At 64.3% G+C, this 26,867-nt stretch carries 19 protein-coding genes; 17 read left to right on the top strand and 2 right to left on the bottom strand.

The features are described 5' to 3' along the window. Positions 1-102: 102 nt before the first annotated feature. The 3 genes from AL755_RS14755 to AL755_RS14745 all read left to right on the top strand — a co-directional run bounded on the left by AL755_RS14755 (position 103) and on the right by AL755_RS14745 (position 2,448). Positions 103-1,272: an LLM class flavin-dependent oxidoreductase gene (locus AL755_RS14755; protein WP_054011655.1), complete on the top strand. Its 1,170-nt coding sequence runs from the start codon at positions 103-105 to the stop codon at positions 1,270-1,272. A 145-nt stretch (positions 1,273-1,417) separates the two neighbouring features. Then, positions 1,418-1,933 carry a flavin reductase family protein gene (locus tag AL755_RS14750; RefSeq protein WP_054011654.1) on the top strand — a complete coding sequence of 172 codons (516 nt, stop codon included), beginning with the start codon at positions 1,418-1,420 and terminating at the stop codon, positions 1,931-1,933. After that, positions 1,930-2,448 carry an NAD(P)H-dependent oxidoreductase gene (locus AL755_RS14745; protein WP_054011653.1) on the top strand — a complete coding sequence of 173 codons (519 nt, stop codon included), beginning with the start codon at positions 1,930-1,932 and terminating at the stop codon, positions 2,446-2,448. Before AL755_RS14750 ends, AL755_RS14745 begins: the two co-directional genes overlap by 4 nt. Positions 2,449-2,455: 7 nt before the next feature. On the opposite strand, the gene AL755_RS14740 is transcribed toward AL755_RS14745, so the two are convergent. Next, complete coding sequence (locus AL755_RS14740) at positions 2,456-3,715, bottom strand: MFS transporter (RefSeq protein ID WP_054013086.1); 1,260 nt, start codon at positions 3,713-3,715, stop codon at positions 2,456-2,458. Between the two features lie 98 nt (positions 3,716-3,813). Here AL755_RS14740 and ftsY point away from each other — a divergent pair, with 98 nt between their 5' ends. The 8 genes from ftsY to AL755_RS14700 all read left to right on the top strand — a co-directional run bounded on the left by ftsY (position 3,814) and on the right by AL755_RS14700 (position 15,492). Further along, positions 3,814-5,010: a signal recognition particle-docking protein FtsY gene (gene ftsY, locus AL755_RS14735; protein ID WP_054011652.1), complete on the top strand. Its 1,197-nt coding sequence runs from the start codon at positions 3,814-3,816 to the stop codon at positions 5,008-5,010. A 543-nt stretch (positions 5,011-5,553) separates the two neighbouring features. Then, positions 5,554-9,630 carry a choice-of-anchor G family protein gene (locus AL755_RS14730; protein ID WP_054011651.1) on the top strand — a complete coding sequence of 1,359 codons (4,077 nt, stop codon included), beginning with the start codon at positions 5,554-5,556 and terminating at the stop codon, positions 9,628-9,630. 111 nt (positions 9,631-9,741) lie between these two features. Next, positions 9,742-10,494 carry a DUF5819 family protein gene (locus AL755_RS14725; protein WP_150117132.1) on the top strand — a complete coding sequence of 251 codons (753 nt, stop codon included), beginning with the start codon at positions 9,742-9,744 and terminating at the stop codon, positions 10,492-10,494. Then, positions 10,491-11,651, top strand: a complete 1,161-nt coding sequence (locus AL755_RS14720; protein ID WP_082369331.1) for an HTTM domain-containing protein — start codon at positions 10,491-10,493, stop codon at positions 11,649-11,651. Before AL755_RS14725 ends, AL755_RS14720 begins: the two co-directional genes overlap by 4 nt. Positions 11,652-11,925: 274 nt before the next feature. After that, on the top strand, positions 11,926-12,591 hold the full coding sequence (locus AL755_RS14715) for a response regulator transcription factor (protein ID WP_150117131.1): 666 nt from the start codon (positions 11,926-11,928) through the stop codon (positions 12,589-12,591). Between the two features lie 184 nt (positions 12,592-12,775). Continuing rightward, entirely contained in the window at positions 12,776-14,137 is a 1,362-nt protein-coding gene (locus AL755_RS14710; protein ID WP_082369330.1) for an ammonium transporter, read from the top strand. Next, positions 14,134-14,472 carry a P-II family nitrogen regulator gene (locus tag AL755_RS14705; protein ID WP_054011647.1) on the top strand — a complete coding sequence of 113 codons (339 nt, stop codon included), beginning with the start codon at positions 14,134-14,136 and terminating at the stop codon, positions 14,470-14,472. The genes AL755_RS14710 and AL755_RS14705 overlap by 4 nt, the downstream gene beginning before the upstream one ends. A 180-nt stretch (positions 14,473-14,652) precedes the next feature. Further along, a complete protein-coding gene (locus AL755_RS14700; RefSeq protein ID WP_150117130.1) occupies positions 14,653-15,492 on the top strand; it encodes a type IV toxin-antitoxin system AbiEi family antitoxin domain-containing protein in 840 nt (279 codons plus the stop codon). A 134-nt stretch (positions 15,493-15,626) separates the two neighbouring features. On the opposite strand, the gene AL755_RS14695 is transcribed toward AL755_RS14700, so the two are convergent. Beyond that, positions 15,627-17,027, bottom strand: coding sequence for a glucose-6-phosphate dehydrogenase (locus AL755_RS14695; protein ID WP_054013085.1), 1,401 nt, complete (start codon positions 17,025-17,027; stop codon positions 15,627-15,629). A 453-nt stretch (positions 17,028-17,480) separates the two neighbouring features. Here AL755_RS14695 and ffh point away from each other — a divergent pair, with 453 nt between their 5' ends. The 6 genes from ffh to AL755_RS14665 all read left to right on the top strand — a co-directional run bounded on the left by ffh (position 17,481) and on the right by AL755_RS14665 (position 26,841). Beyond that, on the top strand, positions 17,481-19,055 hold the full coding sequence (gene ffh, locus AL755_RS14690; protein ID WP_054011645.1) for a signal recognition particle protein: 1,575 nt from the start codon (positions 17,481-17,483) through the stop codon (positions 19,053-19,055). A 391-nt stretch (positions 19,056-19,446) separates the two neighbouring features. Continuing rightward, positions 19,447-21,126 carry an ABC transporter substrate-binding protein gene (locus tag AL755_RS14685; protein ID WP_054011644.1) on the top strand — a complete coding sequence of 560 codons (1,680 nt, stop codon included), beginning with the start codon at positions 19,447-19,449 and terminating at the stop codon, positions 21,124-21,126. A 101-nt stretch (positions 21,127-21,227) separates the two neighbouring features. Next, complete coding sequence (locus tag AL755_RS14680) at positions 21,228-22,172, top strand: ABC transporter permease (protein ID WP_054011643.1); 945 nt, start codon at positions 21,228-21,230, stop codon at positions 22,170-22,172. Beyond that, complete coding sequence (locus tag AL755_RS14675) at positions 22,169-25,510, top strand: dipeptide ABC transporter ATP-binding protein (protein ID WP_054011642.1); 3,342 nt, start codon at positions 22,169-22,171, stop codon at positions 25,508-25,510. The genes AL755_RS14680 and AL755_RS14675 overlap by 4 nt, the downstream gene beginning before the upstream one ends. A gap of 50 nt (positions 25,511-25,560) precedes the next feature. Continuing rightward, complete coding sequence (locus tag AL755_RS14670; protein WP_054011641.1) at positions 25,561-26,319, top strand: alpha/beta fold hydrolase; 759 nt, start codon at positions 25,561-25,563, stop codon at positions 26,317-26,319. A gap of 9 nt (positions 26,320-26,328) precedes the next feature. Continuing rightward, on the top strand, positions 26,329-26,841 hold the full coding sequence (locus AL755_RS14665) for a GNAT family N-acetyltransferase (protein WP_202813518.1): 513 nt from the start codon (positions 26,329-26,331) through the stop codon (positions 26,839-26,841). The last annotated feature ends 26 nt before the right edge of the window (positions 26,842-26,867 follow it).

The raw sequence follows: 26,867 nt of genomic DNA, 5'->3' as shown, positions 1-26,867 counted from the left end.
TTGCAACGGCCGCACCCGGCGCATGTGAAACGCTCGATGTACTTGGCCCACCGGCCGCAACACCGGGTGAAACCGCCCCACCCCATGCCCGCAGGAGGCACCATGACCCGCATGCCCGCACCCGGTTCCGGATTTGCGCCCACCGGCAGGCTCCATTTGGGCGTCAGCCTTCCGGGTCCGGCCGCCCATACAAGTTTTGAGCAACTCCGCACCGCCGCCCAGACGGCCGAACGCGGGCACTTTTCACTGTTGACCCTCGACGAGCGGTATTGGCTGGCAGGGGATCCGGGCGCCGATATCGCCGCGGATCCGGCAGGCTCCAACGACGTCGGCACCCTGCTGGCAGGTCTCGCGGCCGTGACGACAGGCATTGGACTGGCCGCGGCGGTGGCGCCGGATCATGACGATCCGGCGGACCAGGCCGCACGGATCGCCACCCTTGACCAGCTCTCCGGTGGCCGCGCAGCCTGGCAGCTGTTGCCCGACGGCGAGGACCCTGCGGACTTCCTGCCGGCCGCGGAACGGCTGTGGGACGCGTGGTCGGCGGCGGCAAATGCTCGGAACACCCGGCCGGGCCCCGTCAAGCCGCTGGGATCGTTTGAGCACGGCGGCCACCAGTTCAGCGTGGGCCTGGGAACCGGGAACCGGCCCGCGGCGCCTTACCGCCCCGTTGTCGTCCTGCCGGGCCACACCGAGGCTGAGCGGCTGTTCGCGGCCCGCCATGCCGACGTCGTCGAGACGGGCCCGGCCGGGCTGGGCGACGCGCTGGCCCTGAGACGCGAGCTGGCCGCCGATTGCCGTGACGCGGGCCGTGACGCCGGAAACGTGCTGATCCTCCAGGCAGCCACATTTGTCCTGGCCGAGACGGACGGGGAGGCCGTGGAGAAGGCCGAATGGATCCGGGAACAGCTGCCGGAATCGGCCTGGGACCAGGTGGCGTTCGTTGGCTCGTACCAGGGGGTTGCCGATGAACTGTTGGACTTCGCCAGGACCGGGGCCGTGGACGGGTTCACCGTCATGCCGTGGATGTTTCCCCACGAGCTCGAGGACATCGTGAACCACCTGGTTCCCCAGCTTCAACTGCGCGGCATTTATCCCGCGGACCACCCGGATCCGGCCGGCACCTCCCTTCGCGCCCGGTTGGGTCTGCCGGACACCCCCCACCCGGCCGGCAACCGGAGCACGCAGGCCGTGCCTGTCATGCAGGTGGAGGACCTGGAGGACATCCACCTGGACATCCGGATGGAGCTGGTGGTCGCCAAAGTGCCGTGACGGATTGCGGCGGGTGGTGCGGAATTGTTACGCCGCGTAACGGCATGTTGACCGGTGTTGAGCCGTGTTTCCGTGCATTTCCCCGGCCTTGGAACACCCGGTGCGGGGGTGGTTGTGTGGCATTACCGCCTTGAAAGGACTCGCCATGACATCCCATCCACCCGTCACCCCGCAGCAGTTGCGCAACGTCCTGGGGCACTTTGCCACGGGCTTGACCATCATCACCGCGGCCACCCCGCAGGGCCCGGCCGGATTCACCTGCCAATCGTTCGCGTCGCTGTCGCTGGAGCCCGCCCTCGTCACGTTCAGCCCGGCCCGGACGTCGTCGACCTGGCCGTTGCTGCGGGCCGCGGGCAGTTTCACCATCAACATCCTGCCCGCCGAACACGAGCACCTGTCCGGACAGTTCGCCCGCTCGGGAGCCGACAAGTTTGCCGGCGTCGGCCACTCGCCCTCACCGCTGGGCAACCCCGTCCTGGACCAGGCGCTGGCCTGGGTGGATTGCGAACTGCACGAGGAGTTCGACGGCGGCGACCACACCATCGTGGTCGCGGCCGTCCGGGCGCTGGCCGCACGGGCCGAGGCCGAACCGCTGCTGTTTTACAAGGGCTCCTACGCCCGGGTCAGCAACAGCCCGGCCCTGCTCGGGGCACTCGCATGATCGTGCTTGGCATCGATGGAAGCCCGTACGGGCCGGGCAAGACGGCGGCGGCCGTCGCGACGGTCCTGGCCGGTGCCGCGGACGCCGGCGCGCAGACGGAGCTGATCCGCCACGACGACCCGGAGGCCGTGGCGCGCATTGCCGCGGCGGACGCCGTCGTCTTCGGCAGCCCCACCTACCGGGCCTCGCACACGGCGGTACTGCGGACGCTGCTGGAGAAGATCGACCGGAAGGCCGGCGACGAGCCGCTCGCCGGAACACCCACCGCGATCGTCATGACCGGCGCATCCCCGGCGCACTTCCTGGGCACCCGCGAACTGGCGGCGACGCTGTCCGGATTCTTTGGCACCCAGGTCCTGGCCCCGGAGCTGTTCCTGCACGGCGGCGACTTCGACGGCGGCGCACCGGCAGGCCGCGCGGCAGAGTTGTGCACGCTGCACGGGCAGGCCCTCGTGGAATTGGCCGCCGCCGTTGGCGGTTCCGTGGCCCTGCGGGCGCTGAAGCCGGTGGTCTAGCCGGACGCTAGGGTTTGCCGCCGGCGGAGAGGGGCGCCACCACGTCCTTTTGGGGGTCCCTGGCCGGCAGCCACAACAACAGGCTCAGCAGGGAAACTGCGGCGGCCATGGCGAACGCCGGCGCATAGGAAAAAGTGTCCACCAGGAGGCCGGCGGCAATGGGGCCGATGATCGCACCCAGGTCCGAACTCATCTGGAAGGTGGCCAGCACCTTGCCGCCGGAGCGGTTGTTGCCAATGACGTCGGCCACAGTGGCCTGCTGGGCCGGCCCCATGAGCCCGCTGCCCAGGCCGGCGATGGCCGAGACCACAAAGAACCAAAATTCATTGCCGGTCAGGCCCAAGACGGCCATTGCCGCGCCGTTCACGGCCAGGCCGGAGAGGATCATCGGTTTCCGGCCCCAGGTATCGGCCAATTTTCCGGAGAACGTCAACGCCACGGCCGTGCCGATGGCAAACACCGCCAGGGAAATGCCGGCCACCTCGGGTCCGGCGCCCAGGGCGGCCGAGGCAAAGAGCGGCACCAGCGCCATGCGGATCCCAAACGCCGACCAGCCGTTGGCGAAATTGGAGGTCAGCAGGGCCCGGTAGGCGGGGATGCCCAACGCCGTGCGCAAGGGCAGTACTTCCTTGCGTGCCGGCACGGACGCACCGGACTGAGCCGGCACGGCCTTGGCGGCGGGCAGTTGCGTGGCCACCAGGATTGCCACCAGCACCAGGGCTCCGGCATAGACCAGGAATGGCAGCTGCAGGCCAAAACCGGCCAGGAGCCCGCCCACCGCTGGGCCGGCAATGTTGCCGAGCAGGAATGAGCCCGCATACAGGCTCGACACCCGGCCGCGGGCCTTCGGCGGAGCCAGCCTGATCAGCAAGCCCATCGCGGCAACGGTGAACATGGTGGAGCCGATGCCGCCAAGCCCGCGGAAGAGCAGCAGCTGCCAGTAGCTGTGGGCGAAGGCGCAGGCCGCCGACGACGCGCCCACAATCAAGATCCCCAAAATGTAGGTGCGGCGCTCACCCAGGCGTTCCACCAACACGCCGCTGAGCGGGGCGAAGATGAGCCGGGTGAAGGCAAACGCGCTCACGACGACGGCGGCCGCACCGACGCTGACATGGAAGCTTTGCGCGAACTGGGGCAGCACTGGGGCCACGATGCCAAAACCAATGGCAATCAGGAAGGCGGCGGCAACAAGGACCTTGATCTCGCGGGGGAGCTTTTCGCCTGGTGTGAGGGCGCGGGGATTGGGGGCAAGGGAATTGGAGGACATCAGCATTGAGTTTGCCACAGCAACGGGTGGCCGCCGCAACTGCGGCGACCACCCGTTGCCCAACGCGGCTCGGAGGGGCTGCGTGAGAGACTGGGGAGGTGAACGAATCTCTTGCCATCATCTTGTACATCGTCATTGGGCTCGCCGTCATCGGCGGCCTTGTCCCTGTCTTCCTGAAGGCACGGCGGAACAGCCAAAACTACACGGGACCGCGGGACGCCAATGATCCCGCGCCCCAGGATCTTGACGGGCCGGCTACTTCGTCGGCCGGCACGCTGCTGGAGGAGCGCCCCGAAGCCCCGGCGCCGGCGTCGGACCTTGAGGCGGTTGTTGAGCCCGAAATTCCGGCGGCCCCGGCGCTGGAGAAGCCGCTTCCCGTCGAGGGGCGGCTGGTGCGCCTGCGTGCCCGGCTCTCAAAGTCGAACAATGCCCTCGGCAAGGGGCTGCTGGCACTGCTGTCACAGGACTCCATTGACGAATCCGTGTGGGAAGAGGTTGAGGAGACCCTGCTGCTGGCCGACATCGGCACGGACTCCACTATGGAACTCGTTGACACGCTGCGTGAGCGCGTGAAGGTTTTGGGCACCCGCAGCCCGGAACACGTCCAGGCAATGCTCCGCGAGGAACTGATCAAGCTCGTGGACCCGTCCATGGATCGAAGCCTGAACATTGCTCGCCACGATAACCGACCGGCCGTCTTGATGGTGGTGGGCGTGAACGGCGTGGGCAAGACCACCACCGTCGGCAAGCTGGCCCGCGTGCTGGTTGCCGAGGACAAGGACGTGCTGCTTGGCGCGGCCGACACCTTCCGTGCCGCCGCCGCCGAGCAGCTGGCCACCTGGGGCGCCCGCGTTGGGGTGCCCACCGTGAAGTCCGACGTCGATGGCGCCGACCCTGCCTCCGTCGCCTTTGAGGCCGTGAAGGCCGGGATTGAGCAGGAAGTCGATGTGGTCATGGTCGACACCGCAGGCCGCCTGCAGAACAAGGTTGGCCTGATGGATGAGCTGGGCAAGGTCAAGCGCGTCATTGAAAAGCAGGCCACCGTTGATGAGGTGCTGCTGGTCCTGGACGCGACCACGGGGCAGAACGGCCTGACCCAGGCCAAGGTCTTCTCCGACGTCGTCAACATCACCGGGATCGTGCTGACCAAACTGGACGGCACGGCCAAGGGCGGGATCGTCGTCGCCATCCAAAAGACGCTGGGAGTTCCGGTCAAGCTGGTGGGACTGGGCGAGGGCGCCGACGACCTGGCTCCCTTCGATGCCGAGAGCTTTGTGGACGCATTGCTGTCCTAGCCGCCGCGCCGGATCTTCGTCCGGCACCCCTAGCATGTGACGAACCAAACACCAAAAGTGCCCGCCTCGGCGGGCACTTTTTTGTCTTCGGATTCGTAACGATCTGGTCACGAAAGGATGAAGGCTGGACCTTTGTCGTGTTCTTGAAACGGAAAGATCCGCGTCGATTATCCGGATGGCTCACGATTGGACGCATGAACTTTGCCGAAAACATTGCGGGTTTGCGCCGCCTTGTGAAAATTGTGCGAAAGTTCCCCAATCGCACTTTCGACGGGTGTCTTATTTCCTTTAGCCGGTTGGCTACTAATTATATGGCTGGCGGTCAGTAAAACTTGGACAAGTGAGCCCGTTATTACTCCGGTCGAATACATAGTTTTGAATTGGGGCGGTCTGTCATCGCGCCCTACTTTTCGAAAAGTGTAATGGGGAAGGAATCAATTGAGTATTAATCAAAAGAATCGCGAGAGCGGGCGAAATTCACGCCTGCGCCGCGGTCGGGGATGGCTGGCGGGCGGTGTCGCCGCCAGTATGGTTCTCTTGCCCATGGCCGGCGCAAACGCGGCGCCCGCCGATAATTCGGAGGCATTGGGTCAGGTTCTCTCAACTGACCTGTTTGGCTTGGACCTGCTGGGGGCGGCCTACTCGCAAGCCGGCAACCCCAGCAACGTGGGACCGAAGTTTCAGCCAATTGACCTGAGTGTCCTGGGGGCCCAAACGGGGTTGAACCTGGACCTGGGAGGGCTGAATCTGCCGCTGCTTAAGACGGCTGCGAACCAGAACGGCCTGCTGGACCTGGGCGCGCTCGGGGCCCTGAACAGCTACGCAGCTGCACCGGCGGCCTCGAATGCCGTCGCGGGCGCCGGCGTCGTTGACGCGAATGGCGCGCTTGACCTCGCGGCCGCCGCACCCGGCGCCAGGGGCAATGCCGAAGTCAACCTGACCAGCCTGCTGGCCCAACTCGGGCTTGATCCGGTTACCAGCCCCGTCGTCAAAGACCTGAAGCTGGAAATCGGTGCGCTTGGTTCATCCGGATCAAAGAAAAAGACGGTAGTTGCTTCCGACTACGTCGTGGCGGATGCCAAGGTAACGATCAACAGCCCGGTGGTGGGCAAGCTGGCCACCACCCTGGGCACCACGATTGACGGTGTGGGAACCACGCTGAACAGTGTTGTTGGGACCAACGGTTCCCTTTTGACAGCCATCAGCAGCATCGTTGATGCGGTCAACTTGAATGTTGGAGTCGCGAAGGTCAAGCTCGGCCCGACCACCATCGCTGCCCCCGGCATCAACACGGCGCTGAAGGGTGTCAAGGACAACTTGATCACCAAGAACGTGAGTGACCCGAAGGGTATCGCGTCCATCAACCTGGGCAATGGGATCGTCACGATCGACCTTGCCAAGGCATTCGACGCAGCCAACGGCCTCAATGGCCAGGCGCCGAACACGCCCGTCATCAACGCCAAGACGCTCGCGGCGATCACCACCGCGCTCGGACTGGCAGTTGACGATTTGACCGCGACCGTGACCCAGGAGGTCAAGAACGCGATCAATTCAATCGGCCTCACGGTGCAGACGAATGCGGATGTGACCACGGTTGTGTTGGGTTCCGTCGGAAAGGGCAATGTAACCATCAACGGGACCCTCGGAGATTTCCTTGGCACTTCCGGGACAAAGCCGGTGGTGACATCTGATCTCGTACTTTTGGGTGGCATTTCCCTCGGGTCCATCATCACTGCCTTGGCTAGTACGCTTCTCCCCGCACTCACGCCCGTCATTGGCGGCGTGCTGAACCCGATCCTCAACGGAGTTGGCGGGCTTGTTGGCGCCGTCACGGCACCGGTTCTGACGGGGCTTTCGCCGGTCATCAACACCACTCTCGCCCAGGTTGTCCAGCTGACGCTCAATGCTCAGCCCACCGAGGAAACTCCTGCGAAGCCGGGCCTCTTGGGTGCCGGATCATTCTCCGTGACTGCATTGAAGCTGACGGTTCTCCCGGGAGTCAATGCTGCCACGGTGAACCTGGCGTCGTCGTCGGTTCGCGCACTGGACGCAGATCCGGTCCTGGTGCCGACAGTGATTGCAACGCCGAAGATCGTTAAGGATGGCGCAACCACCAAGGTGACCGGTGCCAACTGGCCTGCGAACACGGCCGTTACGATCCAGCTTGTGGATGGACAGGGCGCTAACGTTGGCGCACCTTTGGTCGTGACGTCATCTGCGACCGGCACCATCGACGGCACGCTGACCGTCCCCGCGGGTACCAAGGCTGCCAAGGACTTCAAGGTCAAGGCCAGCACCGCGGCGAATGACAAGGCCGAAACGGCTTTGGAGGTCACCAACGATTCGCCCACCGATGTGAACACGGCCGACAACACGACGGCTAACACCGGCGTGAACACGCAGACGAATACGACTGCCAACACGACGGCTAACACCGGCGTGAACACGCAGACGAATACGACTGCCAACACGACGGCTAACACCGGCGTGAACACGCAGACGAATACGACTGCCAACACGACGGCTAACACCGGCGTGAACACGCAGACGAATACGACTGCCAACACGACGGCTAACACCGGCGTGAACACGCAGACGAATACGACTGCCAACACGACGGCTAACACCGGCGTGAACACGCAGACGAACACGGCCACTAACACGGCCGCGAACGGTGCTGACAACAAGGACGTGAACACAGCTGCGAACACGACGGTCAACACCGGCGTGAACACGCAGACGAACACGGCTGCGAACACGGCTGCGAACACGAACGTGAACTCCGCCGCGAACACCAACGTCAACACCCAGACGAATACGACTGCCAACACGACCGCTAACACCGGCGTGAACACGCAGACGAACACGGCCAGTAACACGGCCGCGAATGGTGCTGACAACAAGGACGTGAACACGGCCGCGAACACGACGGCTAACACCGGCGTGAACACGCAGACGAACACGGCTGCGAACACGAACGTGAACTCTGCCGCGAACACCAACGTTAATACCCAGACGAATACGACTGCCAACACGACGGCTAACACCGGTGTGAACACGCAGACGAACACGGCTGCGAACACGAACGTGAACTCCGCTGCCAACACCAACGTCAACACGCAGACGAATACGACTGCCAACACGGCTGTTAACACGCAGGCGAATGGCGCGGACAACAAGGACGTGAACACGACCGCTAACACGGCCGCGAACACGAACGTGAACTCTGCCGCGAACACCAGCGTCAATACCCAGACGAATACGACTGCCAACACGACGGCTAACACCGGCGTGAACACGCAGACGAACACGGCCGCGAACACCAACGTGAACTCTGCCGCGAACACCAGCGTCAATACCCAGACGAATACGACTGCCAACACCACCGCTAACACCGGCGTGAACACGCAGACGAACACGGCTGCGAACACGAACGTGAACTCTGCCGCGAACACCAACGTGAACACGGCAGCCAACACGTCGACCAACACGGCCGACAACACTGTTCGCCAGGACTTCGACTTGGTTCCTGCGGTTGTCACCGTTGGCCAGAAGTCCATTGTTGTGGGCGAGAACTACACGCCTAAGGGAACGACTACCGTCAAGATCACCGATCGCGACACCGGTATCGTCACCGAGCTCACGAATGACCTGGCAGTTGAAGCCGATGGCACCATCGACTACTCAATCGCAACCAAGGACCTGAAGGCGGGGACCTACAAGGTCACCGTCATTGACAACACCACGGGCAAAGCCACAAGCAAGTACCTGGTTGTCAACGATCCCGCCATGCCCCTGGTCAAGGTGGATGTCACGCCCAAGACCGTCGTCAAGGGTGATTCCACGCTGCTGACAGGCATCAAGTTCTCGGCAGGCAAGACGGCGACCGTCGTCCTGGCACCGAGTGGCGCCAATGCCGGCACGGTAACCCCCAAGGCTCTGGCCGGTCCGGTTGGAACCGTCCTGACCGAAACGCTGGAGATCGACGGTGAGGGCAAGATCGCACTGCGGATTGCCACCACCAACCTGGCCCTGGGCGACTACCAGCTGCTGGTAACCGACAACGCAACGGGCGCGACCGACATGACCAGCTTCACCGTCATCAAGGTCACGGACAACACCGCGAACAACACGGCCGCCAACACTTCGGTGAACACGAACGTGAACACCGCTGCCAACACTTCGGTGAACACCGCAGCGAACACTTCCGTGAACACCGCAGCAAACACCTCGGTGAACGCGAATGTGAACACCGCGGCGAACACTTCGGTGAACACGGCTGCCAACACGAACGTGAACACCGCAGCGAACACCTCGGTGAACGCGAATGTGAACACTGCCGCGAACACTTCGGTGAACACGGCTGCCAACACGAACGTGAACACCGAGGCGAACACCTCGGTCAACACGCACGTGAACACTGCCGCCAACACCTCGGTGAATTCGGCAACCAACACCAACGTGAACACCGCAGCCAACACTGCTGCGAATTCACAGGGCAACGGCTCGCTGGCCCAGACGGGTGCAGGCTCAACCGGCCTGATCCTCGGCGGGGCGGCACTGCTGCTGCTCATCGGCATGGGCGCCCTTGCGATCAATCGCAAGCGCAAGAATGCCTAACAACTAGCATGACCGGACCGGGGCCCATCCACACGGATGGGCCCCGACTCTGCACCCAAGATTTAGCCGCCATTTCAAGCATTGGCGGAAGCACTCAAAAGAAGGCAATTCGTGAAGATTAGGCGTATCGGACGACTTTCCACAGTCGTCCTGATCATCGGGGGACTCCTGGCCGGAGCGCACATGGCTGCGACCTTGGCATTCACCGGTCCGCAGACACCGCTGAAGGACTCCCTCCAGCCGGAATTGAACAAATACTTCCTTGGCCCCCTTGACCAGGGGTGGAGCCTCTTCGCCCCCGGCGTGTACTCGCAGGACGAGTACTTCCTGATGCGGGGATGCCTGAGCTCGGAAACCGTTTGCGCCAAAGGCGCCAGCGGTGGTGCCGTGTTCTCGGACTGGCAAAACGTTACCGAGCAGGAAATGGAATCCGCCCGGTTCAACATCTTCTCCAACAGAGGCACAAAACAGTCCAAGGTGGTCAACGCCCGCTTCTGGATGGCAGCCGACAAGCTCTCAAGCGAGCAATCCAAGATGGCACAGGGCAACCACATTGCCGGCCAGCCCGTCTTCGGGGTTGACCTGAACTCGCCGGCGGCGGCCGAAAAGTACGGTGCCGCGGACCTCAACACCTTGATGAACTACCAACGTCTCGAGGACGTTGCCGTGGGGTTCGCCTCCCTCAAGGCGCTTGAGTTGTGGGGCGGAAAAGCCTCCCTGGTCGAAGTGCGGATGCGCAGGGACCCCGTCGTCCCCTTCGAACAGCGGAACGACGCAGTGGACAAACCCGAATCCAGCTTTATCTACATTGGCTGGCGTGACGTGATGAAATTCGACGATAGTGCAATGGCGGCCTGGAAATGACACTTAAAAACTCAACCACACCGCCGGTGGCAAGCCCCGAGGCCACAGGCTCCGAGTCCGAACCAGCCGAAAGCCCCGCAACAATTCGAGGCTGGATCAAGAAAAACCGATACGCGCCGGTGAAGCTCATCAACATGATCACCGAATGGTTCACCGGCAACCGGCATGCGGACTACGGCCTGGCGGTCATGCGGATCGCATCCGGGTTCCTGGTCCTCGGCTGGCTTGTCCTCAACATCCCCGTGGCCGCCCGCGTCTGGGGCCCGGGCTCGGCCTATTGGGACGGCTACCGGGAAATCCTGGGCTACCAGTGGCCGCTCAACCTCCTTCGCCATGCCGGCACCGGCCCGTTCTGGCTCTGGTACGTGGCAGCGATCGTGCTGGCGCTGGCGTTCCTCCTCGGCTGGCGAACCCGCATCGTCACACCCTTGCTGTTCGTTTTCTACGCGGGGATCAATGCCCAAAACGTCGCCATTGCCGACGGCGGAAACTACTTCTTCCGCATCATGTTGATCTACCTGATCTTCGCCGACGTCTCACGGCGCTGGTCGCTGGATTCCCGCCGTCGTGCCCGGAAGAACTCCAAGGAAACCGAAGTGGGCACCGTACTGCACAACCTGGCACTGTGCCTGGTGGTCGCGCAGCTGTGCACCGTCTACCTCGAGGCCGGTCTCTACAAGGTCCAGGGTTCATTGTGGCAAAACGGCACGGCCATGTACTACCCGCTGAAGTCCGATTTCTACGGCGTATTCCCCGCATTGTCCGATCTGGCCACCCATTTCAGTTGGACAGTGGTGTTGGTGACCTATTTCAGCGTGCTGATCCAGATCGCATTCACGTTCATGCTGTTCAACAGGATTACCCGCCGCATTGCACTGCTCGGAATCCTCTGCATGCACCTGGGAATTGCAATCCTGATGGGCCTGCCGTTCTTCTCCGGAATCATGGCCTCAGCCGACGCGGTGTTGGTCTCCGGCGCCACCTGGGTGTTGATTGCCGGCTGGCTGGGCCGCGGCCGCCGCTCCCTGCTTGGCCGGTTGCGGGGCGGCCGGTTTGCGAAGAGTTCGACGCCGGCCACACCGGGCGTTGCCGAAACCGCGCCCGAAGATGACGCAAAAGACGACTCTGTTACGGTGCCTGACAGCGTGCGTGTTTAGCCGCGCATGTCGGCATGGTGGCACCGTTGGGCGCATAGACGTAACAACTCGGCTCGCCAACGGTGCCACCACCGCGTGCCACCTATTAATTGGGTGCCAACACGCTAGTCTTGGGGCAGGGGTTGTAAGGGGGAAACTTCAGCGCCTGCTTGGCATTAATATGGTTCCTTGGGAAATCGAAAGATTTGTTTCAGGCCAGTGGATTTTTGTTAATGATGCGGCGCGATTTCATTACCGCGCTGAATCGATTTTCGATCGTATTTAGGCGGTTAAAGTGAATTTGGGGCTTCTGCAAAACGTCTCGGCCATTCGTATGGCCGTCGTCGGATTTAACTACATCACCAGCCTGGGACTGGCGCAGCTCCTGGTGGAGGCGCCGCACCTGGACGTCGCAGGATCCTCCACCGAGGTCGGCGGCGCGCTTGAGCTCATGGAATCCGGCCCGCTGGACATTGTCCTGGTGGACTCCGGCATGGACCGGGCCGAACTTATCAATACCTGCACAACCCTCGCCGCCGTGCCGAACCCGCCCCGCGTGGTGGTCATGGGAGACGTCGACTTCAAGCTCGCGGAGCTGTTGTTCCTCGAGGGAGCCTCCGCGATCCTGCATCTTGGCCGAATCGCCGAAGACCTGCCCACGTTGCTGCGCGTCATTCACGGGGGAGGGGCATCAATGCTCAACGCCGAGGCGCTCGATGCCCTCAAGGACCGCGACTACCACTGCAACGTCCTCCACAAGGAACGTTTCGAGGGTTTGAATGCCCGTGAGCGTTCGGTGGCCGAGGGGATCGCCGAAGGCCTGACCAACCTGCAGCTGGCGGCGGCCATGCACGTCAGCGAAGCCACCGTCAAACTCCTGGTCTCCACGGTCATGAACAAGTTGGGCGTGGAAAACCGGGTGCGGATCGCCGTCTCCGTGACCAAGGCCAAGTTCCTCTAGCAACCGCGAAACACGCCCGAAACATGCCGGCCGCCCAGAGTTAACGTGCGGCCCCGGAACGTAACATCGGCGAAATTATTGCCGTTCACGGCCGAAACACGCCTGCACCATGGTTGTAAGTGTCCAGTTTGCACAGCCCCTCCCCAGGGGCCGCAACTTCACTCGCAACGAAAGGCCAGCCACCATGAACACTGGCGATACAGCGTGGGTCCTTGTCTCGGCGGCCCTGGTGCTCCTGATGACGCCGGGCCTGGCATTCTTTTACGGCGGCATGACCCGGGCCAAGGGCGTGCTGAACATGATGATGATGAGCTTCGGCGCACTGGCCCTGGTCGGCGTCCTGTGGGTCCTCTTCGGTTACTCGATCGCCTTCGGCAAGGACGTGGCCGGCGGCTTCTTCGGAAACCCGCTCGAATACTTCGGCCTGGAGGGATTGCTCGACACCGGCAAGGGAATGCCGCTGGTCGGCACGGTCCCGGCCATGGCGTTCGTCGCCTTCCAAGCCGTCTTCGCCATCATCACCGTGGCCCTGATCTCCGGATCCATCGCGGATCGCGCCAAGTTCGGCGCCTGGATGGTCTTTGCCGGCATCTGGGTCACCGTGGTCTACTTCCCGGTCGCCCACTGGGTGTTTGACTTCAACAAGGACAGCAACGGCAACGCGACCGGCGGCTGGCTTGGACAGGGCCTCGGCGTTATCGACTTCGCCGGTGGTACGGCCGTCCACATCAACGCAGGCGCCGCCGCACTGGCCCTCGCACTGGTCCTGGGCAAGCGCAAGGGATTCGGCAAGGACCCGAGCCACCGCCCCCACAACCTCCCGCTGGTCATGCTCGGTGCCGGTTTGCTGTGGTTCGGCTGGTTTGGTTTCAACGCCGGTTCCGCACTGGGTGCCAACGGCGCCGCCAGCTTCGTCTGGATCAACACGCTCGCCGCCCCGTGTGCCGCCATCCTGGGCTGGCTCGTCGTGGAGAAGCTGCGCGACGGCCACGCCACATCTTTGGGTGCAGCGTCCGGCGCCGTCGCAGGCCTTGTCGCGATCACCCCCGCGTGCTCCGCGCTGACCCCCGTTTGGTCGATGGTGCTTGGCCTGCTGGCCGGCGTCGTCTGCGCACTGGCCGTCGGCCTGAAGTACCGCTTCGGCTTCGATGACTCGCTCGACGTCGTCGGCGTCCACCTCGTGGGCGGCATCTTCGGCACCCTGTTCATCGGTCTCGCCGCCGACCCCAGCGCACCGGCAGCCGGTCAGGGTCTGTTCTACGGCGGCGGCATGGAACTGTTCGGCAAGCAGGCGATCGGCGCGTTCGTGGTCCTGTTCTACTCCTTCATCTTGGCGTTCATCATCGGTTGGATCATCAACAAGACCATGGGCTTTAGGATCAGCTCCGAACAGGAGAGTGTCGGCATCGACGTTTCCGTCCACGCCGAATCCGCCTACGACTTCGGCGGCCGCGTCTCCGGCAGCTTCCACCCCACGTCCACACCCCTCCCCGTTCCGCACCACATGGATGAGGTCATCTCCGCCGACGAAAAGGTAGACGCATGAAAATCATCACCGCCATCATCCGGCCCGAACAGCTCGACGACGTCCGCAGCGGGCTTGAAAGCTACGGCGTCCAGGGACTGACCGTCAGCGGCGCCCACGGCTACGGCCGGCAGCGCGGGCACACCGAAATCTACCGCGGCGCCGAATACACCGTGGACCTCCACCCCAAGGTCCGGATTGAGGTGCTCGCCTCCGACGAACAGGCCTACGACCTCGTGGACATCATCGTCGCCAGCTCCAACACCGGCAGCGCGGGAGACGGCAAGGTCTGGATGGTCGAAGTATTCGAAGCCGTCAGGGTCCGCACGGGCGAACGCGGCGTCGCCGCCATCTAAAGTCCCTCGTTCCGTCCGACGACGCCGGCACCTGGGTGGGTCAGCAATCCCGCCCGGGTGCCGGCGTCGTTCTTGGCTGCCCCGGGCATCGCGTCCTCCACAGGCGGCTTGGCAGCCGGGAGTGTCCACAAGTTGGGCAGTGCGCCCTCTCTTGGCTGTCTGGCCGGGAACAATGGCGGCATGGACGGTTCACAGGGACGGAAAACCCGTCAAGTGGTTGCGGCAATCGCGGCGGGCGGCAAGGTGGGACGGCAAAAGGACCTGCTGGCGTGCGGGCACTCGGAATGGAGCCTGCGGCAGGCGGTCAAAGCAGGGATGATTATGAGAATCGCGCCCGGTTACTATGCGCTCCCGGACGCCGATCCGCTGGACCTCCACCTGGCCCGGCACCAAGCCCGGAAGACGTGCTTTTCGAAAGCGGCGGAGCTGGGCCTGTGGATCCTCAACCCCGTGCCGCAACCCCACGTCGCGGCAGCCCACGGGCGGCCCGTTCCCGGTTGCAAGGTCCACAGGGTCAAGGGCGGCCAAACGCTCATGGACATCCTGCGCCAATGCGTGGGCTGCGGTTCGGAACTTGAGGCCCTGGCCGTGCTGGAATCGGCCGTCGTGCTCAAGCAGTGCACCGTGCACGAACTCCGCACCGCCTTCAGCCGCCGCGGCGACGGCGCGGCCCGGGCCGTCATCGCGATGATCGACCCCCAATCCCAGTCAATCGTGGAAACCGCAGCCCGCTACCTACTCAAGAAGGTTGGCTACAACGTGCAGGGACAGGCGTCCGTGTGGGGCGTGGGGCACCTCGATTTACTGGTTGAGGGGATCCTCGGGGTGGAGCTCGACGGCGAGAAATACCACAACACGCCCGAAGGCTGGGCGGAGGACCTGCGCCGTGACAACCTGCTGGTCATCAATGGCGTGTGGAAGTTGCGCATCCCTGCCGCCGTGGTGCTCTACAACCCGGATTTGATGCTGCTGTGGGTTGAGCGGGCGTTGGACCGCATCGAGACCGCCTCCCCGCGTTGAAACATGCGCACGACACGCGGGCGCGGCCTGCGCAGCCCCCGTGGGGGCGCAAGCCCCGCCCGCGTGTCGTGCGCATGGTCCAAGAGCAGTTGCGGCGTGCGCAGCACTCGGAACGGGCGCTGCGCAGGGTGCAACTAGTCGTGGCTCGTGGTCCAGCCGTCCGGGCCCGTGGATCCGGCGGCGTATTCCTCCATGGGAACCGTGCCGGCTTTCCAGGCGGCGAACGCCGGTTCCACAATGCGCCAGCAGTCCTCGGCCGTGTCGCCGCGGACGGACAGCAGGGGATCCCCGTTGAGCACGCCTTCAAGGACTTCGCCGTAGGGCAGGAGCGGATCGCTGGCCAGCTCGGTATGCAGGTTCACCCGGTCCAGGGTGAAGAGATCGCCGGGGCCGTTGACATCCAGGTCGAGGGTGAGGGTGTCCGGGCCAAAGCCGATGTGCAGGCGGGTGGGGGAGTCGGTGCCGGTGAATCCCGCCGGCAGATGGGGCACCGGCTTGTAGGTCACCACCGCCTCCTTGCGGGTGCGCCCGAGCGCCTTGCCCGAGCGCAGCACAAACGGCACCCCGGCCCACCGCCAGTTGTTGACGTACACCTCGACCTCGGCCAGCGTCTCGGTGTCGTTGGCCGGGTCAACCCCCTCCTCGGACAGGTAGTCCGGCACCTTGCGGCTGCCGATGGTCCCCTTGGTGTACCGGGCGCGGCGGGTGGAATCGGTCAGGTCCGGCTTGAAGGAGTTGCCAATCGTGCTGGCCCGCAGCACCGCGGCAATGCTCGAGCGCACGTCCTGGTGGCCCAGGGTGGCGGGCGGTTCCATGGCCATGATTGCCATGATCTGCAACAGGTGGCTTTGGATCATGTCCTTGCCGGCGCCGGCGTGGTCGTAGTATCGCGCGCGGTTCTCGAGCGTCAGGTCCTCGTCGAAGATGATCTCGACCTTGGCAATGTGCTCGCCGTTCCACAACGGTTCCAGGAGGCGGTTGGCAAAGCGCAGCCCCATGATGTTCAGCACCGTGGACTTGCCCAGGAAGTGGTCCACCCGGTGGATGTGGTCCTCGGCCACCAGCTTTGCCAGCGTCACGTTCAGCGCACGGGCGGATTCCTCGCTCGAACCGAACGGCTTCTCCATCACCAACCGGGTGCCGGCAGGCAGCTCCTTCTTCCGCAAGACCTCGCAGGCCTTCTGGCTGATGGCGGGCGGGAGGGCAAAGTACAGCGCAACGGGCCCCTCCACGGTGGCCAGCAATTCGCCCAGGGCGCCCTTGGCCGTCACGTCGACCTGGTGGTAGCTGCTGTCCTTTTGGACCTTGGCGAGTTCCTTGATGCCGTCCTTGGTTGACTGGCCGTCATCCGCCAGGGCGCCGGCGAAACTGCCGGTGAGCCGCTCCTGCCACTGTGCCGCACTCCAGTCGTCGCTGCCTGCGCCCACGAGCGTAATGCCGGGAGCCCGGCCGGAAGCGATGAGCCCGGCAACTCCGGGCAGCAGCAACCGCCCCGTCAGGTCGCCGGAAGCGCCCAGGATCACGAGCGTCTTGATGCGCTCGCCCGTGGCCGCCGGCTTGGCCGCCGACGCCGGCAACCCGTCCGTCTGAGCGGCGGGAGCCGGTGCTGCGTTCCCGGCGGAACGGCGTCCGGACGGGCGTGCGGCGGTGGACTGGGGGCTGGGCACTCTTGTCGTTTTCGTCACGAACCCAGCATGCCACTTTGGCCCGGGAAATCCGCGCCTTGGATCGCGGCCGTGTTGAACAACGGCCCGCCACGGCTTCCGGGATTACATTCGACGACGGCCCGGTCCGGCGTGCAGCGAACGGCCCCGGCTGTTGCTATCCTTGATAGTTGAGTCCCACAGGAAAGGGAGCGGGTGCGTTTTCCAGCGCCCCGCCGTTCTCATCCTGCAATTCGAACGCCGCACCTGCCGAACGCGGCTTGGCCGTCACAGGCCGGGCCGCGCGGGTGTTGGCAGTACCCCGACGAAAGAAGCACACGGCGCGTGTTCAACTCCCTATCTGACCGGTTGACAGCAACATTCAAGAACCTGCGTGGCAAGGGCCGGCTGACCGAGGCCGACGTCGACGCCACGGTACGCGAGATCCGTCGCGCCTTGCTGGATGCGGACGTTGCCGTTCCGGTCGTGCGCGAATTCACCGCCAAGGTCCGCGAACGCGCCCTGGGTGCCGAGGTCAATGAGGCCCTGAACCCGGCCCAGCAGATCGTCAAGATCGTCAACGACGAGCTCGTGACCATTTTGGGCGGGGAAACCCGCCGCATCAACCTGGCGAAGAACCCGCCCACCGTCATCATGCTGGCCGGCCTCCAGGGTGCCGGTAAGACCACCCTTGCCGGAAAGCTGTCCAAATGGCTCAAGGGCCAGGGCCACAGCCCGCTTCTGGTCGCAGCCGACCTGCAACGCCCCAACGCGGTCAAGCAGCTCCAGGTCAACGGTGAGCGCGCCGGCGTGCCCGTGTTCGCCCCGCACCCCGGTGTCAGCAGCGAATTCGAGGCAGCCACGGGAGACCCCGTATCCGTGGCCCGCGCCGGTGTGGCCGAGGCACGCGCCAAGCTCCACGACGTCGTCATCGTCGACACCGCCGGCCGCCTCGGCATCGACGCGGAACTGATGCAGCAGGCCGCGGACATCCGCGCCGCCATCAACCCCGACGAGGTCCTCTTCGTCATCGACGCCATGATCGGCCAGGACGCCGTCAACACGGCCCAGGCGTTCAACGAGGGCGTCAACTTCACCGGCGTCGTGCTGTCCAAGCTCGACGGCGACGCCCGCGGTGGTGCCGCCCTGTCCGTGGCCTCGGTGACCGGCAAGCCCGTCATGTTCGCCTCGACCGGTGAGAACCTGGACGACTTCGAACTGTTCCACCCGGACCGCATGGCCAGCCGCATCCTGGACATGGGCGACGTCCTGACGCTCATCGAGCAGGCTGAAAAGAACTGGGACAAGGGCGAGGCCGAGCGCATGGCCCGCAAGTTCGCCGACCAGGAGGACTTCACCCTCGACGACTTCCTGTCCCAGATGCAGCAGATCCGCAAAATGGGCTCCATGAAGAAGATGCTCATGATGATGCCCGGCGCGGCAAACATCCGCCAGCAGCTGGAGAACTTCGACGAGCGCGAGATTGACAGGGTCGAGGCGATCGTCCGCTCCATGACCCCGCACGAGCGCGTGGCACCGAAGATCATCAACGGTTCCCGCCGCGCCCGCATCGCCCGCGGCTCCGGCGTCCACGTCTCCGAGGTCAACGGCCTGCTGGAGCGGTTTGGCCAGGCCCAGAAGATGATGAAGAAGATGGCCCAGGGCGGCGGCATTCCGGGAATGCCCGGCATGCCCGGAACGGGCGGTTTCGGCGGCGCCCGCAAAGGCAAGCAAAACGCCAAGAAGAAGCCGCGCTCCGGCAACCCGGCCAAGGCCGCCGCGGAACTGAAGGCCGCCCAGGAGAAGGCCAACGCCCCCAAGGCGCTGCCCACGGGCGCAGCGTTTGGGGCCGGTGAGAGCGACTTTGACCCGGCAAGCCTGAACCTGCCGAAGGGTTTTGAGAAGTTCCTGGGGAAGTAGGGAACAGCTAGATTCGTTGCAAACACCGTCCTGACGGCGTTTGCACAGAGGGCCCGCCGGGCTCCACCAGTGGTGGATTCGGGCGGGCCCTTTATTTGCCGAATTGCACGCTGACAGCACGGCACTTCGGGTCTAGACTGCCTCATAGGAGTCACACCAAGACCAAGTAGATCTTCGTGCGTGGGGCTCTGCCAGGAGGCGCATGATGAAACATTTGCGAACTCATGGGGGGAACCGGAAGCCAATCTTCCGGCTGTTAGGAATCATTGCAGTTGTATTTTTGGCTTTGACCGGCTGTTCGTCAGGAAACGGTTCGTCAAACTCGTCAAGCTCGGCAAACCCACCAGGAAAAGCGGCTAACACCGCCACGTTTGCAGACCCGCCGAACACCGTGCCAAATTGGATTTTCCCGTTTGCCCCGATCGCCGACTTCTCGGTATCGAACTCTTCCTACCTTCAGTTCCTGATGTACCGGCCGCTCTACTGGTTCGGCAACAACGGTGCAACGGGTGTGGATGATTCCCTGAGCCTCGCGGCGGAACCGGTTTACAGCAACGGCGGCAAAACCGTCACCATCACCCTCAAGCCCTACAAGTGGTCCGACGGCAGCACGCTGACCTCTACCGATGTCATGTTCTGGTTCAACATGCTCAAGGCGGAGAAGGCCAATTATGCGGCCTACACGCCCGGGCAGTTCCCGGACAACATCACCTCGGCGTCGGCACCGAATGCCACCACGGTCGTCTTCAACACCGACAAGGCCTACAGCCAGCAATGGTTCCTGGCCAACCAACTGAGCACCATTACCCCGATGCCGGTCGCATGGGATGTAACCGCCGCCGGTACCAAGAGTGACTGCGCCACCAACGAGGCGGATTGCAAGGCCGTCTACAACTACCTGATCACTCAGGCGAAGGACCTTCCCACCTATGCCACCAATCCGCTGTGGCAAGTGGTTGACGGACCATGGAAGCTGAGCAGCTTCAGCTCCGACGGAAACGTCACCTTCGTTCCGAACACCACGTACTCGGGACCGGTGAAGCCAACGTTGAAGAAGTTCATCGAAGTGCCGTTCACCACCGATGACGCCCAGTTCAATGTGCTGCGTACCGGGTCGACCATCGATGTCGGCTACCTGCCAACCCAGGACCTGACCTCACCCAAGCCGGCCAGCTCGGGACCTGCCGAGGCCGGGCCGAACCCGTTGAGCAGCAACTACACGCTGGCACCGTGGTTCCTGTACGGGATCAACTACTTCCCGATCAACTTCAACAACCCGACCGTTGGGCCCATCTTCAAGCAGCTGTACTTCAGGCAGGCACTGCAGTCCATCGTGGACCAGGCAGGCGTCCTGAGCTCGGCCGCCAAGAACTATGGTGTCCAGACCACCGGTCCGGTGCCGCTGTTCCCGGACAGCCCGTTGATTTCCTCGGTGGAGAAGACCAACCCGTATCCGTTTAGCATCTCGGCCGCCGGCAAGTACCTCTCGGACAACGGCTGGACCGTGAAGGCCGGGGGCGTGACCACGTGCACGAAGCCCGGAACCGGTGCCGGCGAATGTGGTGCCGGAATCACCTCGGGTGAACCGCTGACGTTCACGCTGCAGTACGTGAGCGGCCAGCAGACCATCACCACGGCCATGCAGTCCATGAAGTCCAACGCGGCCCAAGTGGGCATCACGCTGAACATCGTGCCCGCACCGTTCAACACCGTGACCGGCACAGCCGTTCCGTGCTCGGGTGCCACCTGCACCTGGCAGATGGGCAACTGGGGCGGTGGCTGGGTTTACTCCCCGGACTACTACCCAACCGGTGAACTGCTGTTTTCCACGGGAGCAGGGTCAAACAGCGGAAGCTACTCGAACCCCGCCATTGACAAGCTGATCCAGTCCACCACAACTGAGAGCGGGACGGCCGTCATGCAGGCCTACGAGAACGCTCTGGCAAAGGATCTGCCGGTTGTATGGCAGCCGAATTACACCTACAGCCTGACCGAAGTGGCCAACGGCCTCCAGGGCGTAACTCCGCTGAACCCGTACAGCGCCCTCAACCCGGAGAACTGGCACTACTGAGCCACTCCCGCGGGACAAAAAAGTTAAAGTGACTCGGATGTAAGAGACATGGCGGCGAAGACTATGCACGAAAACACCACGCTGGCTAAAGAGTTGGCATCATGATCGGCTATATTCTTCGCCGCCTTGCCCAGTCCATTGTTGTGGTCCTGGTGGTCACCATCATCGTCTTCATCCTGCTGCACCAACTGCCGGGAGGGGCGGCCCGTGCAATCCTGGGACCCCGGGCCACAGCAGTACAGATTGCAGAATTCAACCAGCAGAACGGATACAACCGGCCGCTGTTCATCCAATATTTCACCACCTTGGGCCAATGGCTCTCGGGCAACTTCGGATTCTCCGTCAAGCTCAATCAGTCAGTGAGTTCACTGCTGGTCCAGCGGCTTCCGAAAACCATTATCCTCAGCCTTCTCTCCCTGCTGTTGACGGTGATCGTGGCAGTCCCGTTGGGCATTTACCAGGCCGTGCACCGCAACAAGTCCTTCGACTACATTGCAACCGGCCTCTCGTTCATCTTCTACGCGGCCCCGACCTTCTTTATCGGCCTGATCATGATCGAGATATTCTCGCAGAATTTGGGCTGGTTCCCACCCGAGGCCCCGCAATCAAACGGTGTCGGGCCAATTTTCCAGGACTTTAGCGGGATGGTGCTGCCCGTTGTCACCCTGGCCCTGCTGAGCATCGCCGGATTCTCCCGATATATGCGCTCATCCGTCCTGGACAACATCGACCAGGACTATGTGCGCACAGCAAAGGCCAAGGGTGCCACCTCCACCAGGGTGCTGTACCACCACGTGCTGCGCAATGCCATGATTCCCATCATCACCCTGTTGGGCCTGTCGCTGCCGGCGCTCTTTGCCGGGGCGCTCGTCACCGAATCGATCTTCAACTTCCCCGGCATGGGGCTGCTGTTCTGGCAGGCCGCCCAGGCCTCGGACTACCCCGTCGAACTGGGCGTCGTGATCATCACGGCGTTCGCGACGGTGGCCGGCAACCTGCTGGCCGATGTTTCACTTGCCGTCATTGATCCGAGGGTAAAGCTATGACAAGCATCCGCCCGGGCGCCGGGGAACCGACGGCCGTTATCGAGGAAAATCCGGTCGACCCGGCACTGCCGGTGGGCGCCACGGGGCTGCCGGTCGGCAAAGCGAAGAGCATGTTCCGGCTTGGCTTTGAGGTGTTCATCCAAAACAAGCTGGCCATCGTCGGCCTGGTCGTGATCGTCATTGCCGTGCTGTTTTGCTTCGTCGGGCCGCTGGTCTACCGCACCGACCAGGTCACGGTAAACCTGCTCAACACGAACCTGCCGCCCGGGCCCGGGCACCCGCTGGGCACCGATCAAACCGGATATGACCAGCTGGGCCGGATGATGGTTGGCGGGCAGGCCTCGCTGATGATCGGTTTCGCGGCGGCCATTATCGCCACGATCGTCGGCACCGTCTGGGGTGCCATCGCCGGCTTCTTCGGCGGCTGGGTGGACTCGATCATGATGCGGATCGTCGACGCCATCCTGTCGATTCCGATCCTGTTCCTGCTCCTGTTCCTGGTCACGATCGTCCGGCCCAGCATCCCCGTCATGATCTTTGTTTTGGGCCTGACAGCCTGGCTGGTTCCGGCCCGGTTGGTGCGCGGCGAGTCACTGACGCTGCGGGTGCGTGAATACGTCCAGGCGGTCCGGGTCATGGGCGGCACGTCCTGGCATGCGGTGCTGCGGCACATCATGCCCAACGTTGTGGGCACCGTGATCGTCAACGCCACCTTCCAGGTTGCCGACGCCATCTTGCTGATCGCCTACCTTGGCTACCTTGGGTTGGGCATTTCCCCGCCGGCCACCGACTGGGGCGGCATGCTCAGCAACGGAACGGCGTTTGTGTTCACGAACTACTGGTGGTTGATCTACCCCCGGGCATTGCCATCATCCTCGTTGTTGTTGCCGTCAACCTGGTGGGCGACGGCCTGCGCGACTCCGTGGAAGTGCGGCTGCAACGCCGCTAAAGGCCACCGCAACTTTTCAACCATCCACGATGGACCCAGCGTCAATGAAGGGGAGGCCGGAATGCCGCTCTTGGAGATACGCAATCTCAGCACGGACATCCGCTTGAGCAAATCGGTGGTGCACGCACTCGACCAGGTCACCTTGCACGTCGACGCCGGTGAGTGCCTGGGCCTGGTGGGGGAGTCCGGCAGCGGCAAGACCATGACCGCGATGTCGATCGAACGCCTCCTGCCTCCCGGCGGGCGCATCGTCAATGGCGAGATCCTCTTTGACGGCGAGGATCTGGTCCAGCTGGATGAGAACCGGCTCCGGGAGATCCGCGGCGGCGACATCGGCATGATCTTCCAGGACCCCATGACGTCGCTGAACCCGGTCATCACCGTGGGCGACCAGGTGGCCGAGCCGCTCATGATCCACCGCGGCATGGGCAAGGCCGAGGCGTTGCGGGCAGTGGTGGACATGTTCGGACTGGTGGGAATCCCCAGCCCGGCCCAACGCATCAAGGACTACCCCCATCAGCTCTCCGGCGGGCAACGCCAGCGCGTCATGATCGCCATGGCGTTGATCTGCCAACCCAAGCTGCTCATTGCCGATGAACCAACCACGGCGCTGGATGTGACGGTGCAAAAGCAGATCCTTGAGCTGGTGGCCCGGCTGCGCACCGAGTTCCAGATGGCCATGATCCTGGTGACCCACGACCTCGGCGTCATCGCCGGCAGCGCTGACCGCGTGGTGGTCATGTACGCCGGAAAGATTGCCGAGATGGCTGATGTCCACACCTTGTTCGCCTGGCCAAAGCACCGCTACACGGACGCCCTGTTCGAGGCCCTGCCGGAACGGGCCGCCGGCACGGGCGAACGCCTGTACTCCATCCCGGGGCTTCCTCCAGATTTGACCGAACCCCCGCCGGCTTGCCGCTTTGCCCCGCGGTGCCGCTATGCCGTGGCCTCCTGCCGCGCCCAGGTGCCGCCCATCAGCACCATCCAAACCCCCAACGGCCCGCAGGAATATGCCTGCTTCGTGCCACGCACCACGCCCCTGGACGTGCCGGAGTCGGCCAAGCTGCGCACCGCCGTGCCCGAGCTGGCCCGCGTCGAGGCGGCCGAGCTGGAGGAGGGTATGGCCCTTTCGATGGTGACGAACGACGGCGAACCCCACCGGGGTGCGCACGCCGGCGGTGTGGGCGCGGACTCCCCGGATGCGGCCAAGGTCCCGGCCGACGGCGCCCGGCCCGCTGCCGGCACGTCGCCGTCGGACGCGCGGTCCTGGGTGGCCCCCGAGACCTTCATCCCCGACGACGGGATCCCGCTGCTCCAGGTCAAGGGGGTCGTGAAGGACTTTCCCGTCACTGCCGGCGCCATCCTGCGCCGCCACATTGGAGACATCAGCGCAGTTGCCGGCGTCACGGTATCGATCCCGCGCGGGAAGACACTGGGCCTGGTGGGGGAGTCCGGCTGCGGCAAGACCACCCTGGGCCGCATGGTGGTGGGTCTCGACGTGCCCACCGGCGGCAGCATCCTGTTCCGCGGGCGGCGCATCAGTGCGCTGCGCGGCAAGGAAGCCAAGGAGGGGCGCCGCAACGTCCAGTTCATGTTCCAGGACTCCTATGCCTCCCTTGATCCGCGCATGCGCGTGCGGTCCATCCTCCGCGAACCGCTGGACATCCAGCACGTGGGATCGCCGCGGGACCGCAACGATCGCGTTGATGAACTCCTGGCCGCCGTGGGCCTGCCGGCCCGGGCCGCCGAACGCTACCCGCACGAGTTCTCCGGCGGGCAACGCCAGCGCATTGGCCTGGCCCGGGCACTGGCGCTGCAACCGGGCCTGATCGTGGCCGACGAACCCGTCTCCGCCCTGGACGTGTCAATCCAGGCGCAGGTGCTGAACTTGATGAAGGAACTCCAGCACGACCGGGAACTGACGTACCTGTTCATCAGCCACGACCTGTCGGTGGTGCGCTACCTCTCCGACGTCATCGCCGTCATGTACCTGGGCAAGATGGTGGAAGTGGGCCCGGCCGCCGAGATCTACTCCCACCCCCAGCACCACTACACGCGCGGGCTCATCGACACCATCCCCATCCCGGACCCGGTGATCGAACGGAAGAAGGCCAAGCTGGGTGTTCGCGGCGAGCTGCCCTCGGCCATGAACCCGCCCAGCGGCTGCCGTTTCCGCACCCGGTGCCCCATGGCGCAGGAGATCTGCGCCAAGGTGGAGCCGCCCCTGCAACCCGGCGGCGGCCAGGTGCCCATGCCGGCCGAAGACGTGGAGGCGGCCACCGCCACCGCCGCGGCAGCCGGGACGGTGCCCCACCTGGTGGCCTGCCATTTCCCCATCAATGGACACGCGGCCGTGGACACCTTGGTGGACGAAGCCGCCACACCCTGACCCGCCCGGGCGCGCACGCCGGTGTCAGCCGTATCCGGTAACCTGCTGAAATGACGAAAACCCGGATTGTGTTTGTGCACGGGATCGACGGTTACGGAGCCGCGGCCTGGCCGGCCCAGCATCGACTGGCCGGGCGGTACGACTGCTTGTTCCTGAAGCGGAGCGGATTCGATGCCGTGGAACCGCCCGCCGCCACCGACTTTGCCGCCGATGCCCGGATTGTCATTGACGCGCTGGGAACCGGCGGGCACGTGGTGGCGCACGCCCAGGGCGCCATCGCCGCCGTGATGGCCGCCGTCGAACGTCCCGAACTGGTGCGCTCGCTGACCCTGCTGGAGCCGTCGCTGCTGTCCATGACCGCCGAACTGCCCGCCACCACGGCATACCGCGAACACCTCGAACCCCTGTATGCCCGGCGGGATCAGCTCGGGGACATCGAATTCACGGTCGAGTTCAACCGGCTGACGGCATCCATGACCTCCACGGCCAACGGGAGGGCGACCGCGTTGGCGGTGCCCCGGACCACGCCGGCGGAATCGGCGGCGCGCACCGCCGCACGGGTCCGCCTTCAAGTGCCGGTCTGGGAGGCGCCGCTGCACATCGTGCCGGGCGTGCCCACCCTGGTGCTGACCGGCGGATGGGAGCCCCTGTATGAGGAGATCGCCGAATACCTGGCCGGAACCGGTGCCCGGCACGCCGTCACCCGGGGCGGGCACCGGCCCCAGGATTCCGAGCCCGGCGCGGAACTGCTGGAAGCCTTCATTCGGGAGACGGGCGCATCCGGGCCCGGTGTCGGCGCCCACAACTAGACTGGGGCCATGCTGGAAGTCAGGCCCGCGGCACTGAGTGAGTTCTCGCTCCTGCCTGCCCTTGAGGCCGAGGCGGATGAAGTCTATGCCACCGTGGAAAACCCCCTGCCGTACGGCGACTTTCCCCCGCCCGCCACAGCCGCCGACTATGCCGCGGCGTTCCACATCATGGTGGCCGGGCGCCCGCCCGTGGCGTTTGTCCGGCTGGAAATCGTCGACGGGCGGGCGCACCTGGAACAACTCGCCGTCGCCCCCGACCATGGCCGCCAGGGCCTTGGCAGGGCATTGGTCACTGCCGCAAAGGCATGGGCCCAGGAGGCCGGCTTCCATGAAATGACGCTGTGCACCTTCGCCGAGGTGCCGTTCAACGCACCCTTTTATGCCAGTTGCGGTTTTGTCGAGGTGCCGGACGGGCTGCTGACCCCGGAACTGGCCGCAATCCGCCGCGCGGAGGTCGCCGCGGGGCTCGACGCGCTGGGCCGCAGGATCGCCATGCGTGCCATCCTGGCACCCCGGGAATAACTTGAAGCTTCAAGTAGTTTGCTAGG

Origin of the sequence: Arthrobacter sp. ERGS1:01 (genome assembly GCF_001281315.1) — a bacterium.
Classification (GTDB): Bacteria; Actinomycetota; Actinomycetes; order Actinomycetales; family Micrococcaceae; genus Specibacter.
This window is presented reverse-complemented; position numbering and strand designations above follow the sequence as displayed.